The 16444-nt window shown below is 61.5% G+C and carries 16 protein-coding genes; 14 read left to right on the top strand and 2 right to left on the bottom strand.

Going from position 1 to position 16444, the window contains the following annotated elements:
* Nucleotides 1-61: 61 nt before the first annotated feature.
* Genes AD668_RS01200 through AD668_RS01140 form a run of 13 tightly spaced genes read left to right on the top strand, consistent with a single transcriptional unit; the run spans nt 62 to nt 13232 of the window.
* Complete coding sequence (locus tag AD668_RS01200; RefSeq protein ID WP_053153463.1) at nt 62-796, top strand: glycosyltransferase family 2 protein; 735 nt, start codon at nt 62-64, stop codon at nt 794-796.
* Entirely contained in the window at nt 793-1734 is a 942-nt protein-coding gene (locus tag AD668_RS01195; protein ID WP_053153460.1) for a glycosyl transferase, read from the top strand. The genes AD668_RS01200 and AD668_RS01195 overlap by 4 nt, the downstream gene beginning before the upstream one ends.
* Nucleotides 1715-3259 carry a histidine ammonia-lyase gene (gene hutH, locus AD668_RS01190; protein WP_053153457.1) on the top strand — a complete coding sequence of 515 codons (1545 nt, stop codon included), beginning with the start codon at nt 1715-1717 and terminating at the stop codon, nt 3257-3259. The genes AD668_RS01195 and hutH overlap by 20 nt, the downstream gene beginning before the upstream one ends.
* Nucleotides 3252-3677, top strand: a complete 426-nt coding sequence (locus tag AD668_RS01185; RefSeq protein WP_053153454.1) for a thioesterase family protein — start codon at nt 3252-3254, stop codon at nt 3675-3677. Before hutH ends, AD668_RS01185 begins: the two co-directional genes overlap by 8 nt.
* The gene (locus AD668_RS01180) at nt 3674-4378 is read left to right on the top strand and encodes an outer membrane lipoprotein carrier protein LolA (RefSeq protein WP_053153451.1); all 705 of its coding nucleotides are present in this window, start codon (nt 3674-3676) and stop codon (nt 4376-4378) included. Before AD668_RS01185 ends, AD668_RS01180 begins: the two co-directional genes overlap by 4 nt.
* Nucleotides 4362-6701, top strand: coding sequence for an MMPL family transporter (locus AD668_RS01175; protein ID WP_053153448.1), 2340 nt, complete (start codon nt 4362-4364; stop codon nt 6699-6701). The genes AD668_RS01180 and AD668_RS01175 overlap by 17 nt, the downstream gene beginning before the upstream one ends.
* Nucleotides 6701-7858 (top strand): hypothetical protein, encoded by a 1158-nt coding sequence (locus tag AD668_RS01170; RefSeq protein ID WP_053153445.1) that lies wholly within the window; start codon nt 6701-6703, stop codon nt 7856-7858. Before AD668_RS01175 ends, AD668_RS01170 begins: the two co-directional genes overlap by 1 nt.
* Entirely contained in the window at nt 7845-9092 is a 1248-nt protein-coding gene (locus AD668_RS01165) for an NAD(P)/FAD-dependent oxidoreductase (protein ID WP_053153442.1), read from the top strand. Before AD668_RS01170 ends, AD668_RS01165 begins: the two co-directional genes overlap by 14 nt.
* Nucleotides 9089-9631 (top strand): hypothetical protein, encoded by a 543-nt coding sequence (locus AD668_RS01160; RefSeq protein ID WP_082344398.1) that lies wholly within the window; start codon nt 9089-9091, stop codon nt 9629-9631. The genes AD668_RS01165 and AD668_RS01160 overlap by 4 nt, the downstream gene beginning before the upstream one ends.
* Nucleotides 9628-10824, top strand: a complete 1197-nt coding sequence (locus AD668_RS01155) for a beta-ketoacyl-[acyl-carrier-protein] synthase family protein (RefSeq protein ID WP_053153437.1) — start codon at nt 9628-9630, stop codon at nt 10822-10824. Before AD668_RS01160 ends, AD668_RS01155 begins: the two co-directional genes overlap by 4 nt.
* Nucleotides 10821-11285, top strand: a complete 465-nt coding sequence (locus AD668_RS01150; RefSeq protein WP_053153434.1) for a hotdog family protein — start codon at nt 10821-10823, stop codon at nt 11283-11285. The genes AD668_RS01155 and AD668_RS01150 overlap by 4 nt, the downstream gene beginning before the upstream one ends.
* Nucleotides 11278-12006, top strand: coding sequence for a 3-oxoacyl-ACP reductase FabG (gene fabG / locus AD668_RS01145; protein WP_053153431.1), 729 nt, complete (start codon nt 11278-11280; stop codon nt 12004-12006). Before AD668_RS01150 ends, fabG begins: the two co-directional genes overlap by 8 nt.
* On the top strand, nt 12006-13232 hold the full coding sequence (locus AD668_RS01140; protein WP_053153424.1) for a beta-ketoacyl-ACP synthase: 1227 nt from the start codon (nt 12006-12008) through the stop codon (nt 13230-13232). The genes fabG and AD668_RS01140 overlap by 1 nt, the downstream gene beginning before the upstream one ends.
* A 94-nt stretch (nt 13233-13326) precedes the next feature.
* Here AD668_RS01140 and AD668_RS01135 read toward each other — a convergent pair whose 3' ends face one another.
* Nucleotides 13327-13590, bottom strand: a complete 264-nt coding sequence (locus tag AD668_RS01135) for a DUF6124 family protein (protein WP_053153421.1) — start codon at nt 13588-13590, stop codon at nt 13327-13329.
* A gap of 511 nt (nt 13591-14101) precedes the next feature.
* Nucleotides 14102-15004 (bottom strand): LysR family transcriptional regulator, encoded by a 903-nt coding sequence (locus AD668_RS01130; protein ID WP_053153418.1) that lies wholly within the window; start codon nt 15002-15004, stop codon nt 14102-14104.
* Between the two features lie 118 nt (nt 15005-15122).
* On the opposite strand from AD668_RS01130, the gene AD668_RS01125 reads away from it, so the two are divergent.
* On the top strand, nt 15123-16397 hold the full coding sequence (locus tag AD668_RS01125; protein WP_053153415.1) for an MFS transporter: 1275 nt from the start codon (nt 15123-15125) through the stop codon (nt 16395-16397).
* The last annotated feature ends 47 nt before the right edge of the window (nt 16398-16444 follow it).

The following is a 16444-nucleotide window of genomic DNA, read 5'->3' as shown; positions in this document are numbered from 1 at the left end:
GCTTCGCACTCGAACGGGAGCAAGCTCCCTCGCCACAAAAGTGTTGTAGAGGTTTCGGTCCATGCATAGCCCCTGCGCCGTCATCCCGGTCTACAACCACGAAACCGCCATCACCACGGTGGTCGATGCACTGATCGCCTGCAACCTGCCCTGCATTCTGGTGGACGATGCCAGCAGCCCGGCCTGTGCCCGGGTGCTCGATCGATTGGCCCGGCGCGAGATGGTGTACCTGATCCGCCTGGCCACCAATCAGGGCAAGGGCGCCGCGGTGATGACCGGGCTGCGTGAAGCCTCGCGCCTGGGTTTCAGCCATGCCCTGCAAGTGGACGCCGACGGCCAGCACGATCTGCAAGACGTGCAACGGTTTATCGAACTGTCACGCGCCCACCCGCAAGCGGTCATCTGCGGCTACCCGCAATACGACGACAGCGTGCCAAAAGGCCGTTTGTACGCCCGCTACCTGACCCACGTCATGGTCTGGATAAACACCCTGTCGCTGCAGATCCGCGATTCCATGTGCGGGTTTCGGGTTTACCCGTTGCCTCCAGTGCTTGAACTGATCGAGTCGGCGAGGATCGGCAAACGCATGGATTTCGACTCTGACATTCTGGTGCGCCTGGCCTGGCGCAATCAGCCAATGCAGTGGCTGCAAACCAAGGTCCATTACCCTTTGGACGGTGTCTCACACTTTCGGATGTTCCACGACAACGTGCTGATTTCAAGCATGCACACGCGGTTGTTCTTCGGCATGTTGTTGCGTTCGCCGATGATCCTCTGGCGCCGGTGGCGACCATGACACCAGACAAGCAGCATTGGGCTGACCGCGAAGAACGCGGAAGCTTCTGGCTGATGAAGCTCACCGCGTTTGGCGCCAGGGTCCTCGGTCGCCGACTGTTGAGCCCGCTGCTGTACGGCATCGTCTTGTACTTTTTCCTGTTCGGACGAAGCGCCCGCCACAGTGCCTGGCAATACCAGCAACGGCTCGCCGACTGGAGCGGTCGCAGAGAGTTGCGGCCGAGCCATTGGCGCGTGTTCGGCCAGTTCATGGCCTTCGCCGATTCCATGCTCGACAAGCTTGACGTGTGGAACGGCAAGTTGAGCATCGAGCAGATCGAAATCATCGACCCGGCGCTCCTGCGTAATCAGTTGCGCGGTACACGCGGGCAGATGTTGGTCGGCGCGCACCTTGGCAACCTGGAAGTCTGCCGTGCGCTGGCAGAGATCGGTGAAAAGGTCACGATGAACGTACTGGTGCACACCAAGCACGCCGAGCAGTTCAACCGTTTGCTGGGCGAAGCCGGGGCGACCCATTTGCGCCTGATTCAGGTCAGCGAACTGGACCCGGTCATCATGCTGCAACTGCACGAACGCCTGGAGCGCGGCGAATGGTTGGCGATTGCCGGCGACCGCGTGCCTTTGCATGGCGGGCGCAGCGTAACCGTGGGCTTCCTCGGTCACCCGGCAAAATTCCCCCAGGGCCCGTGGCTGTTGGCCGGTCTGTTGAAATGCCCGGTCAATCTGCTGATGTGCCTGAAGAAGCCCGACGGTGGCTATCGCCTGACGATAGAACCGTTCGCGCAGGCGATCATCTGGAAACGCAGCGACCGAGAGCAGGTCATTCATCAGTGGGCTTCGCGCTATGCCGAACGCCTGAGCCACTATTGTCTCGAAGCGCCCCAACAATGGTTCAACTTTTATCCTTTCTGGAAGACCGATGACGACGCCAACGCTTGAGCCGGTAATCTTCGGCGAACGCCCTTTGCGCATCGAAGATGTGCTGGCCCTGGCCAACCGCAAGGTGCCAACGCAGTTGCAAAGCGATCCCGCGTACCGCGAGCGCATCGCCAAGGGTGCGCGATTCCTCGATTCCCTGCTGGACAAGGAAGGTGTGATCTATGGCGTGACCACCGGCTACGGCGATTCGTGCGTGGTTGCGGTGCCACTGCATCACGTCGAGGCGCTGCCGCGTCATCTGTACACTTTTCACGGTTGCGGACTGGGCAAGTTGCTCGATGCGCAAGCCACCCGCGCTGTGTTGGCGGCGCGTTTGCAGTCGCTGTGCCACGGCGTGTCCGGGGTGCGCGTGGAACTGCTGGAGCGGCTGCAAGCGTTCCTTGAACACGACATTCTGCCGCTGATTCCGGAAGAAGGCTCGGTGGGTGCCAGCGGCGATCTGACGCCGTTGTCGTACGTCGCCGCGACCTTGTCCGGCGAACGCGAAGTGATGTTCCGTGGCGAACGCTGGCAAGCCGCCGATGTGCACCGCGAACTCGGCTGGCAACCGCTGGTGCTGCGCCCGAAAGAAGCGCTGGCATTGATGAACGGCACCGCCGTGATGACCGGCCTCGCCTGCCTGGCTTTCGCCCGCGCCGATTATCTGCTGCAACTGGCCACACGTATAACGGCGCTGAACGTGGTCGCCCTGCAAGGCAACCCCGAGCATTTCGACGAGCGCCTGTTCGCGGCCAAACCGCACCCGGGACAGATGCAAGTCGCCACCTGGTTGCGCAAGGATCTGGCCATCGACGCACCGACCGCACCACTGCACCGCCTACAGGATCGTTACTCCCTGCGTTGCGCACCCCATGTGCTCGGCGTGTTGGCCGACAGTCTGAACTGGCTGCGTTCGTTCATTGAAATCGAACTCAACAGCGCCAACGACAACCCGATCATCGACGCCGAAGCCGAGCGGGTTTTGCACGGTGGGCACTTCTACGGCGGGCACATCGCGTTCGCCATGGACAGCCTGAAAAACCTCGTGGCCAACGTCGCCGATCTGCTGGACCGGCAGCTCGCGCTGCTGGTGGACGAGCGTTACAACCACGGCTTGCCGAGCAACCTGTCCGGCGCCAGCGCCGAACGGGCGATGCTTAACCATGGCTTCAAAGCCGTACAGATCGGCACCAGTGCCTGGACCGCCGAAGCGTTGAAGAACACCATGCCGGCAAGCGTGTTCTCGCGCTCCACCGAGTGCCACAACCAGGACAAGGTGAGCATGGGCACCATCGCTGCCCGCGACGCCATCCGCGTGCTGGAGCTGACCGAACAGGTCGCTGCCGCAACATTACTGGCGGCCAATCAGGGTGTCTGGCTGCGCGGTCAGGCCGAAGACGCCCGACCGCTGCCACCCGCCCTCGCCGCCATGCACGAGGCCTTGGGCAAAGATTTCCCGCCGGTCATCGAAGACCGTGCGCTCGAAGGCGAATTGCGCCTGTGCCTGCAACGTATCGCCGAACAACACTGGAGGCTGCATGCGTAGCAAGGGAGTGCTTCACACCGACACGGAAATCCTCGTGCCGTTTTTCGACGTCGACAGCATGCACGTGGTCTGGCACGGCCATTATGTGAAATACCTGGAAGTCGCACGGTGTGCGCTGCTGGACCGAATCGGCCATAACTACACGGCGATGAACGACTCGGGCTACGCCTGGCCGGTGATCGACCTGCAATTACGCTACGTGCGCGGTGCCGTATTCGGCCAGAAGCTCAACGTGCGCGCCAATCTGGTGGAGTGGGAAAACAGGCTGAAGATCAATTACCTGATCACTGACCAAAACACCGGCGAACGCCTGACCCGTGCCGTCTCGGTCCAGGTTGCCGTCGAGATCTCCAGCCGCGAAATGCAACTGGCTTCGCCCAAGGTGTTCACTGACGCGGTTGAGAGGGCCCTGCCATGAAGTTCTGCGCCCCCCGTTCCCCTGTAGGAGCAAGCTTGCTCGCGATGGTCGTTAACGATGACGCTGGGCACCTGACACTGCGCGGCGCTCTCAGGTCTTTCGCGAGCAAGCTCGCTCCTACAGTGTTCTGCGTGTTGCTGGGTATTCCTGGGCTGGCCCACGCATTCGACCTGCAACAGCTGAGCGATCAACTGGCCAGGCCCGATGTCATCCACGGCAACTTCATCCAGGAAAAGCACCTGCGTGCCCTCCCCCAGCCGCTGACCAGCAAGGGCACCTTCGTCCTGGCGAAAAAACACGGATTGTTATGGCTGCTGAAAACGCCGCTGCAACAGGATTACCGCATCACCGCCCAAGGCATTGCCCGGCGTGATGTCCATGGTTGGCAGATGCTGCCGGGCAAGAGCGCCGGCACCGAGCAGAACCGTCTGTTCCTCGCCGTGCTGCAAGGCGACAGCAGTGGGCTGCAACGAGATTTCGAACTGTCCCTGAGCGGCGACGCACAGAACTGGCAATTGACACTGGTGCCACGCTCGCTGCTGCTCAAGCAAGTGTTCAATCAGATCAATATCGCCGGCAGCGATCTGGTGCACAGCATCGAACTGCTCGAAACCCAGGGCGACAGTACCTTGTTGCGCATGCAGGACAGCACCAGCACCCAACCCCTGAGCGACGCGGAGCAACATGACTTTGCCGAGTGAACGCAAGCTGCCGTGGCTGTTTCTTCTCCTGCTGCTGGCGGTGCTGGCGCTCGCCGGCTGGCAATGGCGTGACGCCGCGCCGCTGTCGGCCAACCTGATGGAACTGGTGCCGGGCACGGCGCCGGACGCATTGGAACAGCGCGCCGAACAACGCATGCAAGAGCCGTTGAACCGTCAGATGCTGTTACTGGTTGGCCATAACAGTCGTGAGAAAGCCATCGCCATGGCACAGCAACTGGGCGATCAGTGGCAGGCCAGTGGCCTGTTCGAAAAGGTCCAGTGGAACCTGCAGGCTGATCTTCCGGCACTGCGCACACAATTGCTGCAAGGCCGTCTGGCGATGCTCTCGACCGAGGATCGTCAGCAACTGGTCGAACACCCTGACGTTTTTATCCAGCAGCGGGTGCAGGCGCTGTTTGATCCCTTCAGCGGTTTCACCCTGGTGCCGAGCCAGGATGACTGGCTGGGCCTGACCGGGCGCATCCAGAATAGCCAGCCACAACGCGGCTCGGTACAGCTCGACATTGGCAGCGGCGCCTTGATCGCCGATGCCGACGGCAAGAGTTGGGTGCTACTGCGGGCACTCACCACCGGCAATGCCTTCGACCTGAACCTTCCGCTGCGAGTGGCCGACCTGCTCCAGCAAAGCCGAGAAAAAGCCGCCCAGGCCGACGTGCAACTGCTCGCCGCCAGCGGTTTGCTGTACGCAGCCAGCGGACAGCGACAGGCTTCGCGAGAGATAACCTGGGTCGGCGGTGGCGCCACTGTCGGGATCCTGCTGTTGCTGCTGCTGGCTTTCCGACGTTGGCGCGTGTTGCTGGCATTCATTCCGGTGCTGGTTGGCATGCTTTTCGGAGCGGTGGCCTGCGTGGCACTGTTCGGCCACATGCACGTCATGACACTGGTATTGGGCTCAAGCCTGATCGGCGTCGCCGTCGATTACCCGCTGCATTACCTGTCCAAGAGCTGGAGCCTGAAACCCTGGCACAGTTGGCCGGCTCTGCGCCTGACCTTGCCTGGGTTGACCCTGAGCCTGATCACCAGCGCCATCGGCTACCTGGCCCTGGCCTGGACGCCGTTCCCGGCATTGACCCAGATTGCCGTGTTCTCCGCGGCCGGTCTGCTCGGCGCCTATCTGTCTGCGGTATGCCTGCTGCCCGCGCTGCTCAAAGGTGTAGAGCTGCGCCCGGCCCAATGGCCGTTACGCGTTTGCGAGTATCTGTTGAGCTCTCGTGAAGCGCTGCTCAAGCACGTCAGTACACCGGTATTACTGGCGCTGCTGATCGCCTTCTGCGTTGGCGGCCTGCTACAACTCGACAGCCGGAACGACATCCGCCAATGGATCAGTGCGCCACAGGCGTTGACCGACGAAGCGCGGAGCATCGCGCAAATAACCGGCTATCAACCCACCAGCCAGTTCTTCCTGGTGCGCGCCGCCAATCAGCAGCAGTTGCTCGAGCGATCAAGCGCCCTGAGCGAACGCCTGGATCAGTTGACCGGTCTGGATAAACTTCCAGGTTATCTGTCGCTCAACCAGCTGGTCAGCCCCCCGAACGAACAGCAGCAAGTGCGCGATGCGTTGAACAAACTGCCGCAGCACTGGCAACCATTGCTCGATGTCGGTGTGCCGGTCGAGGCGCTCCAGGCGGAATTGGCAACGTTGCAGTCGCTGCCCACCGAAGACATCGACACAGCACTCACCGGTCCATTGGCAGAGCCTTATCGCACCTTGTGGCTGGGGCCGACCGATGACGGCGTTGCGGCAATCGTCAGCCTGCAAGGCGTGAGCAACCCGACGTTGCTGCAAGTCCAGGCTGAGGATTTGCCCGGGGTGGTGCTGGTGGATCGGCTGGGCGAGTTGAACAGCGTCTTCGCCGCCACCCAGATCAGCGCCGCCGAACTGAAACTGGCCTCCTGTGTGCTGATCGTGCTGGTGCTGATCCTGCCGTTCGGTTTCGGTGGCGCGCTGCGCATCGTGTCGCTGCCACTGCTCGCGGCGTTGTGCAGCCTGGCCAGCCTCGGTTGGCTGGGGCAGCCATTAACCCTGTTCAGCCTGTTCGGCCTGCTGCTGGTGACGGCGATCAGCGTCGACTACGCCATCCTCATGCGCGAACAGATCGGCGGCGCCGCCGTGAGCCTGCTGGGTACGTTGCTGGCGGCAGTGACCACCTGGCTGTCGTTCGGTTTGTTGGCGGTGTCGAGCACCCCGGCGGTGAGCAACTTCGGGCTGTCGGTGAGCCTGGGCCTGGTCTTCAGTTTCCTGCTCGCGCCTTGGGCCGGTCGCCAGCCGCATGCAGCGCCCGTCGCGGAGACGCCAGCGTGATGGTGATTGTGTTCTGGGCAATGGCCTTGGCGTTGTTCGCCGTGGCGACTCGCGTCGGTCGGCATTTCGGCCTGATTCCGATTGTCAGCCAGTTGCTCCTGGCGACCCTTGGCCTGCCGCTGCTGATGTACTTCTGGATCGAACCGCAATGGCAACTGAGCGGCGCGGCGCTGGTGTCGCCGGACTGGCTGAAGAACCTCTACAGCCTGAGCTTCGCCCTGTTGCTGGGCTACATCCTCAGCGATGTGATCGACCTGCAACTGGACCGCCAGAGCCTGAAGATCGCCCTGCCGAGTTTCTGCATTCCGTTTGCCTGCGGACTGGCCACGGCGATCTGGCTATTGCCGCCACAACCCTGGATCAGTTCATTGGCGGTCGGCCTGCTGTTCGCCATTACCGCCATTCCGGTGTTGTATCTGTACCTGCAACACATCGATTACCCGCCCGCCGCTACCCGACGACTGGTGCAAACCGCGATCCTCATCGACCTCGCCTGCTGGACCGTGTTCGGCATCGCCCAAGGCAGCTTGCACCTGAGCAGTTTGTTGTTGCCGCTGGCCGGCGCTTGCCTGCCGGTGCTGCTGCGCCTGCTGGGCCTGCGTCAAGCGTGGCTCTACAGCGGATGTTTTTTTGCGTTGCTGGTGGTCGCCGAGCACTTCAAGCTCAATGCACTGATTTTCGGCATCGGTTATGTCCTGATCATGGCCGCACTGAAAGCGCCGCTGACATTGCCTTTTCCACTGCTGTGGATGAACCGTTTGCAGACGTACTTCGCCATTCCGCTGATCCTTACGTTCGGCATCGTGCAAATCAACGTGCACAGCGCCATGGACAGTCTTGGCTGGATACAACTGGCGGCATTGCTGCTGTTACCGATCAGCAGCAAACTGCTGGGCAACTGGCTCGGCCTCGGCTGGGCCGGCGCCTCGTTCAGCGGAGCCAGTCGCTGGCGAGAAAGTGTGTTACTGAACATTCGCGGTTTGAGCGAAATAGTCTTTCTCAACCTGCTGCTCCAACAACAACTCATCAGTCCGCCGCTGTACTTCGCGTTGATGCTGATGGGCCTGATTGCGACACTGCTGCCGGCCTTGACCGGCATGCACCGAATCCCGTTGAAAGCCGCCGCGCCGGCAAGGAGCCCTCATGCCAACCGTTGAAATGCAACGCCGCCAGGTCGTAGTGATCGGTGCTGGCCCTTCCGGCGCCATCGCCGCCGCGCTGCTCAAACGCAAAGGGCACGATGTGCTGGTGATCGAGCGTCAGCATTTTCCGCGTTTTTCCATCGGTGAGAGCCTGTTGGCCCACTGCCTGGATTTCGTCGAAGAAGCGGGCATGCTCGACGCCGTCAACGCCGCCGGTTTCCAGGTGAAAACCGGTGCCGCGTTTGCCTGGGGCGAGCGCTACAGCGCGTTCGATTTTGGCGACACCTTTACGCAAGGCAAACCAACGACGTTCCAGGTTCAGCGTGCGGATTTCGACAAGTTGCTGGCCGATCAGGCCTCGCTGCAAGGCGTGGAGATTCGCTACGGCGAGTCCATCGTCGGCGTCGATGTCAGTGGGGCCAAGCCGCAACTCGACGTACGCCGCGAAGACGGCAGCCAATACCGCATCGAAGTCGAGTTCATGCTCGATGCCAGCGGCTACGGGCGCGTCCTGCCACGTTTGCTCGACCTTGAGGCGCCGTCCAACTTCCCGGTGCGCCAAGCCGTGTTCACCCACGTCGAAGACTGCATCGACAACCCGAATTTCGACCGGACCAAGATTCTCATTACAACCCACCCGACAAAACGCGATGTCTGGTTCTGGACCATTCCGTTCAGCAATGGACGCAGTTCGGTCGGTGTGGTCGCCGCCCAGGAACACTTTGAAGGTCGCACCGACAACCTGGACGACTGCCTGCGCGGATTCATCGCCGAAACGCCAAGCCTGGCCGGCGTGATGGGCAACGCCGTGTGGGACACCGAAGCCCGGACCATTGGCGGTTATTCAGCCAACGTCAAATCCTTGCACGGTCCCGGTTTTGCCCTGCTGGGCAATGCGGCGGAGTTCCTTGACCCGGTCTTCTCCTCCGGCGTCACCATCGCCATGCGTTCGGCCAGCATGGCCGCCGCTGTGCTGCACCGCCAGCTGCAAGGTGATTGCGTCGACTGGCAGAGCGAATTCGCCGATCCACTCAAGCGCGGCGTCGACACCTTCCGCTGCTACGTCGAAGGCTGGTACACCGGGACCTTCCAGGACGTCATCTACCACGAGGGCGGCTCGCCGGAAATCCGCCGGATGATCTGCTCCATTCTCGCCGGATATGCCTGGGACGAACGCAACCCGTTCGTCAGCGAAGCCAAGCGACGGTTGAAGGTCATTTCAGAACTCTGTGCAAGAGAGGCGACATGAGCGTCTTCAGCGACAGCCAGGGCCGCTCCGGGAGCCAAGCCCGTTGGCCAGCAGGCTTTGTGCGATTGCTGCCAGTGGCCGCTGCCCTGTTGCTGAGTGCTTGCGCCAGTCGCGCTCCGCTGCCCGAGCAAAACCCCAATCTTGCGCTTCCAATGCAACTGCACATCCAGCGCTTGCAGGATGACCAGCGCCAGGATTGGGTGCTGGTGATCCAGCGTGAAGACCAAGGCATTCGCTGGTCGATGATGGACCTGTTGGGCATTCCCCAAGCACGCCAGAAACTGATCGATAAACACTGGCAATCCGATGGTTTTTTGCCACCCAATCCGCAAGCCCGGGAGCTGTTCGCCGCGTTGCTGTTTGCGCTGACGCCCAAAGATGAACTCGTCGCCAACTATCCTGGGGCCTGGCAGCACGGCACACAACGGTCCCTCCCCGAACGCTGGGACATCCGCTACACACAACCACAGAATTTTCAATTGCAGCTACCGAAAGGTCCGACCTACCAAGTCACTCCACTGAGTGGTGACGCGCCATGACCGCCTACCTCAATGCCCTCGGGGTGGTCTGCGCCCTGGGTCGCGACAAACAGGAAGTCACCCGAAACCTGTTTGCTGGCGATTGCTCCGGCATGGTCGACGACGCTGTGCGGGTACGCGAGCGGTCATTGCCGGTCGGTGCAGTCCGCGGTGAGTTGGCGGCGATTCCAGACGACATGTCGCTGCATCGTAGCCGCAACAATCAGCTGTTGCTGGAAGCTGCGCTGCAAATCCGTCAGGACATCGATAGCGTGATCCAGACCTACGGTCGCCACCGTGTCGGTGTGGTGCTGGGCACCAGCACCTCGGGTATCGACGAGGCCAGCCAGGGCCTGACCCATTACATCCGCGAAAAACACTTCCCCGCCGAATATGACTACCAGCAGCAGGAACTCGCGGCCCCGGCGAATTTTCTCGCCGACTGGCTGCAACTGAGCGGTCCGGCCTACGTCATTTCCACGGCATGCACCTCCAGCGCCCGTGCATTGATGAGCGCCCAGCGCCTACTGGATCTGGGCGTGTGCGATGCGGTGTTGTGCGGAGGTGTCGATACCCTGTGCAAGCTGACGCTCAATGGTTTTTCGGCACTGGAAGCGGTCTCGGGGCAACGCTGCAATCCGTTCTCGGTGAACCGCAACGGCATCAACATCGGTGAGGCAGCTGCGTTGTTTGTGATGAGCCGACAGGCGGACAACGCTCCATCGATAGCCTTGCTCGGCAGCGGCGCCAGTTCCGATGCACACCACATTTCCGCCCCCGAGCCCACCGGCCGTGGCGCCTTGCAGGCCATGAACAAAGCCTTGAGCCGTGCGCACCTGAACCCGCAGCAGATCAATTACCTGAACCTTCACGGCACGGCCACCCAGCACAACGACGCCATGGAAAGCCAGGCTGTCGCGACGCTCTTCCCTGAAGGCGTACCCTGTTCTTCCACTAAACCCATGACCGGCCACACCCTCGGCGCCGCGGGTGCCCTGGAGGCCGCGTTCTGCTGGTTGAGCCTGAGCCCGGTCAATGTCGATCATGCCCTGCCACCGCATGTCTGGGATGGCCAACCGGACCCCCAGTTACCCGCGCTGAATTGGGTGACCCCGGCCGCTCGCCTGGCGTCCATTGCTCCACGCTACCTGATGAGCAATTCCTTTGCCTTTGGGGGCAACAATGTCAGCCTGATTATCGGAGACGCACCATGATTGACTGGCCGCTCGCCGAACTGCTGCCACACGCCGGCGACATGATCTTCATCGAGCAGATCCTGGCGTTCGATGAAGAGCAGATTCATACCCGCCTCACCGTCAGACCCGATGGACTGTTCAGCCGTCCCGACGGTAGCCTGCCGGCCTGGGTCGGCATTGAATTGATGGCCCAGAGCGTCGCCGCCTTCGCCGGTTGCCATGCGCGCCAGCGCGGGGATGACGTGGAATTGGGCTTCCTGCTCGGCAGCCGCAAATTCGAGAGCAACGTCGAAAGCTTCCCGGCGGGCACCGAGCTGACCATCCATGGCATCCGTTCCCTGGAAGACGACAACGGCATGGGCGTGTTCGAATGCCATATCAACGGTACGGGCATTCACGTGACGGCGCGTCTGAACGTATACCGCCCGCCCCACGCGGCTCAATATCTTCATGAATCCCAGGAATCCAGTGATGACTGAATCCGTATTGGTCACCGGTTCCAGCCGTGGTATCGGCCGCGCCATCGCATTGCGCCTGGCCCAGGCCGGGCATGACATCGTGCTGCATTGCCGTAGCGGCCTGGCCGATGCGCAAGCCGTCAAAGTCGAAATCGAAGCCCTGGGGCGCAATGCGCGCATCCTGCAATTCGACGTGTCCGACCGCGCCAGCTGCAAAGCCATCCTTGAAGCCGATGTGGAAACCCACGGTGCTTATTACGGCGTGGTGCTCAACGCCGGCCTGACCCGCGACGGTGCTTTTGCGGCGCTGAGCGAGGATGATTGGGACGTGGTGATGCGCACCAACCTCGATGGTTTCTACAACGTGCTGCACCCGGTGATGATGCCGATGATTCGCCGTCGTGCGCCGGGGCGGATCGTCTGCATCACCTCGGTGTCCGGCTTGATCGGCAACCGTGGCCAGGTCAACTACAGCGCCTCCAAGGCCGGACTGATCGGCGCCGCGAAAGCATTGGCGATCGAGCTGGGCAAGCGCAAAATCACCGTTAACTGTGTCGCACCCGGCCTGATCGACACAGCCATGCTCGATGAAAACGTGCCGGTGGAAGAGCTGATGAAAATGATCCCCGCACAACGCATGGGCACCCCTGAGGAGGTAGCCGGTGCGGTGAATTTCCTGATGTCGGCGGAAGCTTCGTACATTACCCGGCAGGTTCTGGCCGTCAACGGAGGCCTGTGCTGATGAAGCGCGTCGTCGTCACCGGCATGGCCGGCATCACCTCACTGGGCAGCGATTGGGAGACCATCGCCGGCAACTTCGTGGCCAACCGCAGCGGTATCCGCCGGATGGACGAGTGGGACCGCTTCACCGAACTCAACACACGCCTGGCCGGCCCCATCGATGACTTCAAGGTCCCGAGTCACTGGACCCGTAAACAACTGCGCAGCATGGGCCGGGTATCACGGCTGGCCGTTGGCGCGTCGGAACTGGCACTGGCCGACGCCGGATTATTGGGTGACGAATCAATCAAGGACGGACGCATGGGCGTCGCCTGCGGCTCCTCCACCGGCAGCACCGACGAGATCAAGGCCTTCGGCAACATGCTGCTCAACTCGGTGGCCGAGGGGCTGAACGCCAATTCCTATGTGCGGATGATGCCGCACACCACGGCGGCGAACATCAGCATCTTCTTCGGCCTCACCGGGCGCCTGATCCCGACGTCCAGCGCCTGTACCAGCGGCAGCCAGGGCATCGGCTATGCCTACGAGGCGATCAAGTTCGGCCGCTTGCCGCTGATGCTCGCCGGCGGTGCCGAGGAGCTGTGCCCGACCGAGGCCATGGTCTTCGACGCGCTCTACGCCACCAGCCTGAAAAACGACACCCCGCAACGCAGCCCCCGCCCATACGACACCGCACGCGACGGCCTGGTGATAGGTGAAGGCGGTGGCATGCTGGTGCTCGAAGAACTGGAACACGCCTTGGCCCGTGGCGCGCGCATCCATGCCGAGATCGTTGGTTTCGGCAGCAACGCCGACGGCCAGCACACCACCCGCCCCGAACAGATCACCATGCGTCGGGCCATGGAACTGGCCCTGGAAGATGCCGGACTTGCACCTTCCGACATCGGCTACGTCAACGGCCACGGCACTGCCACCGAGCAGGGCGACATCGCCGAAACCCTGGCCACCAGCAGCCTGTTCGGCGAACACATGCCGATCAGCTCGCAGAAAAGCTTCCTCGGCCACACCCTCGGCGCCTGCGGTGCGCTGGAGTCGTGGTTCAGCATCGAAATGATGAACCGCGACCTCTACGCCCACACCTTCAACCTCGACAATGTCGACCCGCACTGCGGCAAACTCGACTACCTGCGCGGCGAGTTTCGGCAGATGAGCAACCAGTACGTGATGAATAATAATTTTGCGTTTGGCGGGGTGAATACTTCGCTGATATTCAAGCGCTGGTCGTAATTTAAGCCAAAAGATCGCAGCCTTCGGCAGCTCCTACAGTGATTGGTGTAGGAGCTGCCGCAGGCTGCGATCTTTTGTTTTTGCGGTACGGTGATCAGGGCGGATCAAGATTATCCAGCACCCGATTCACCGCCATTTCCCCCAGCATGATCGACTGCTGGATCCCCAGCAGTGTGTGGCCCTGTGAGCCCTTCAGGTCTCTGGCGAAGTTACTTGCCATGACGTTTGCCGAGGCTAGCGACACGCAGGCGTATTCCAGCAGGGTGTGGTTGTCGATATCGGGGGCGATGAGGAATAGGGGGCTGGGTGGGTGTGGCACGTCCGGATCGGTATCCGGTGGGTTTGGCGCATTGGTCATGATTCAGCGTCCTGAAAGTGGCGGCCACACCAAATTGCTACTGACCAAAAGGGTGGCAGCTGTACGCAGGTTAGCAGACCGGGCCACGATGAAACCGGCGCGCCAGATGGCGCCCTGCGCACAGCCACCGTCAAGGGCAGGTATGAACATACCTGCCTATCAGGAGCGCCAATGCGCTTCATTGTGGACACGGGCTGCTAAACCCGATCACTGACAATCAGTGACGCGAATCAAGCTACCGACAGCCCCAAAAGCGCACAAGCCGGCGGATTCTGGAGTAGCTGTAGGCAGCGCCGCAAGACGCTGTAGCTTTTGGGAAGGATTTCGGAAATGTCCCACAGGAGGGGGTGAATTTTCCCGCCAGGTTGGCATGCAGAGGGTCTTTTGGGAGTACTTGCGGACGCCTTCGCTGGCAAGCCAGCTCCTACAGGGTTCCGTGGTGTGGCAAGCAGGGTGTGCACAGCGCTGAACACTGTAGGAGCGAGCATGCTCGCGATTGACTGCGCAGCAGTCACGCCTGTAACGGTTCCACCTTCCTCGTCAACAACTCCACAAACGCCCGCGCCATCGCCGACTTCTGATCCTTGCGCTGCACCAGCCACACCGCCGACACCGCCGCCGGATCCAGCAAGGGTCGATAGACCACACCGTCGATGCGCATCCGCTGATATGACGCCGGCATTACCGAAACCCCGAGCCCCGCCGCGACCAAGCCAATGATGGTCATGGCCTCACCGGCCTCTTGGGCGAAGTGCGGGCTGAAACCGGCGTCCCGCGCCAGGCTGAGCAGCTGTGCATACAGACCGCTGCCGTAACTGCGTGGGAAAAAGACGAAAGGTTCGAGGGCCAGGGCTGACAGAAACAGGCCCTCTTCACTGCCGTTGACCAGCGGATGTTTGGAGCTGAGGACCGCGACCAGCGGCTCGCGCATCAATTCGACCACGCTGAGACTGTCCGGCAACCCGAGCGGGCGCATGATGCCGACTTCAATCGACTCGTCCACCAGCGCATCGGCCACCTGGGTGCTGCTCATTTCCCGCAGATTCAGGTGCACGGCCGGGAAGCGCTGGCGGAAAGAGAAAATCGCCTGGGGAATGGTCGAGTTGAAGGGTGCCGACGAGGTGAAGCCGATTTTCAGTTCGCCCAACTCGCCCAACTGTGCCCGCCTCGCGACATCCGCCGCTTTGGCGACCTGCGCCAGCGCCAATCGCGCCTCTTCGAGGAACAGCCGACCGGCTTCGCTCAGTTCGACCCGACGATTGGTACGTTCAAAAAGCCGTGCGCCGACTTCCTGTTCCAGCGCTTGAATTTGCTGGCTCAGCGGCGGCTGCGAGATGCCCAGCACCTGTGCAGCGCGGCCGAAGTGCAGTTCTTCGGCGACGGCGATGAAGTAGCGCAGATGACGCAATTCCATGGAAACCTCATTAGGTCGTAAAAGCTATCAAACAGGTCGAACAATATATTGGATTGAATCATTAGCCAGCTATATGCTTTTTTTCATTGCCTGACCGGCTGCGTCCTCCGAGGTCCCTGTGAAAACTGTTGTTGCCCCACTCGCCCATGAAGTTCCACCCGCCGCGCCGGGTGCTATCGCTGTTGAGTTGGCGGAAATCTACATCGAAAAAGGTACGCCGGCGTTCATGCGCACGGTGCTGGCGTTGTTCTGCGGCGGCTTCGCGACTTTTGCCCTGCTCTACTGCGTGCAGCCGATGATGCCGCTGCTGTCCCACGAGTATTCCATCAACGCGGCACAGAGCAGCCTGATCCTGTCGATCGCCACCGGCATGCTCGCCATTGGCCTGCTGATCACTGGCCCGATTTCCGACCGTATCGGGCGTAAGCCGGTGATGGTGGCGGCCCTGTTCGCCGCCGCGCTGTGCACCATGGCCAGTGCGATGATGCCGAGCTGGCACGGTGTGCTGCTGATGCGCGCGCTGATCGGGTTGTCGCTGAGCGGCCTGGCAGCAGTTGCAATGACTTATTTGAGCGAAGAGATTCACCCACAGCACATCGGCCTCGCCATGGGTTTGTACATCGGCGGCAACGCTATTGGCGGAATGAGCGGACGCTTGATCACCGGAGTGTTGATCGACTTCGTCAGCTGGCACACGGCGATGCTGGTGATCGGTGGCCTGGCGTTGATTGCCGCGGCGGTGTTTTGGAAAATTCTCCCCGAGTCGCGCAACTTCCGCGCCCGCTCGCTGCACCCGCGCAGCTTGCTCGACGGTTTCACCATGCACTTTCGCGACGCCGGGTTGCCGCTGTTGTTCCTCGAAGCCTTTGTGTTGATGGGCGCGTTCGTCACGCTGTTCAACTACATCGGCTATCGCCTGCTGGCCGCGCCGTACCATATGGAACAGGCGTTCGTCGGGTTGCTGTCGGTGGTGTACCTGTCGGGCATCTACAGCTCGGCGAAAATCGGCTCGCTGGCCGACAAACTCGGCCGCCGTAAAGTGCTCTGGAGCACCATCGCGCTGATGATTGGTGGCCTCGCCCTGACGATGTTCACGCCATTGCCGCTGGTGATCATCGGCATGTTGGTGTTCACCTTCGGTTTTTTCGGCGCCCATTCGGTGGCCAGCAGCTGGATCGGTCGCCGCGCCACCCGGGCCAAGGGGCAGGCATCGTCCTTGTACCTGTTCAGCTATTACGCCGGGGGGAGCATCGCCGGTACGATGGGTGGCGTGTTCTGGCATTTGGGTGGATGGAACGGGATCGGGCTGTTCATCGGCACGCTGCTGGTGATTGCGTTGCTGGTGGCGTTGAAGCTGGCGAAGCTGCCGCTGCTGGGTGGCGTCAAAGTCTGACCCAAACCAATGTGGGAGCAAGCCTGCTCGCGATTGCGGAGTGTCAG

Origin of the sequence: Pseudomonas sp. P1.8, from assembly GCF_001269805.1 — a bacterium.
Classification (GTDB): domain Bacteria; phylum Pseudomonadota; class Gammaproteobacteria; order Pseudomonadales; family Pseudomonadaceae; genus Aquipseudomonas.
Note: the sequence above shows the minus strand (reverse complement) of the source record. Positions and strands in the feature narration are given on the sequence as shown.

Coding starts and splice junctions, on each gene's coding strand:
- AD668_RS01200 (WP_053153463.1), top strand. CDS start 62: ATGCATAGCCCCTGCGCCGTCATCCCGGTCTACAACCACGAAACCGCC.
- AD668_RS01195 (WP_053153460.1), top strand. CDS start 793: ATGACACCAGACAAGCAGCATTGGGCTGACCGCGAAGAACGCGGAAGC.
- hutH (WP_053153457.1), top strand. CDS start 1,715: ATGACGACGCCAACGCTTGAGCCGGTAATCTTCGGCGAACGCCCTTTG.
- AD668_RS01185 (WP_053153454.1), top strand. CDS start 3,252: ATGCGTAGCAAGGGAGTGCTTCACACCGACACGGAAATCCTCGTGCCG.
- AD668_RS01180 (WP_053153451.1), top strand. CDS start 3,674: ATGAAGTTCTGCGCCCCCCGTTCCCCTGTAGGAGCAAGCTTGCTCGCG.
- AD668_RS01175 (WP_053153448.1), top strand. CDS start 4,362: ATGACTTTGCCGAGTGAACGCAAGCTGCCGTGGCTGTTTCTTCTCCTG.
- AD668_RS01170 (WP_053153445.1), top strand. CDS start 6,701: ATGGTGATTGTGTTCTGGGCAATGGCCTTGGCGTTGTTCGCCGTGGCG.
- AD668_RS01165 (WP_053153442.1), top strand. CDS start 7,845: ATGCCAACCGTTGAAATGCAACGCCGCCAGGTCGTAGTGATCGGTGCT.
- AD668_RS01160 (WP_082344398.1), top strand. CDS start 9,089: ATGAGCGTCTTCAGCGACAGCCAGGGCCGCTCCGGGAGCCAAGCCCGT.
- AD668_RS01155 (WP_053153437.1), top strand. CDS start 9,628: ATGACCGCCTACCTCAATGCCCTCGGGGTGGTCTGCGCCCTGGGTCGC.
- AD668_RS01150 (WP_053153434.1), top strand. CDS start 10,821: ATGATTGACTGGCCGCTCGCCGAACTGCTGCCACACGCCGGCGACATG.
- fabG (WP_053153431.1), top strand. CDS start 11,278: ATGACTGAATCCGTATTGGTCACCGGTTCCAGCCGTGGTATCGGCCGC.
- AD668_RS01140 (WP_053153424.1), top strand. CDS start 12,006: ATGAAGCGCGTCGTCGTCACCGGCATGGCCGGCATCACCTCACTGGGC.
- AD668_RS01135 (WP_053153421.1), bottom strand. CDS start 13,590: ATGACCAATGCGCCAAACCCACCGGATACCGATCCGGACGTGCCACAC.
- AD668_RS01130 (WP_053153418.1), bottom strand. CDS start 15,004: ATGGAATTGCGTCATCTGCGCTACTTCATCGCCGTCGCCGAAGAACTG.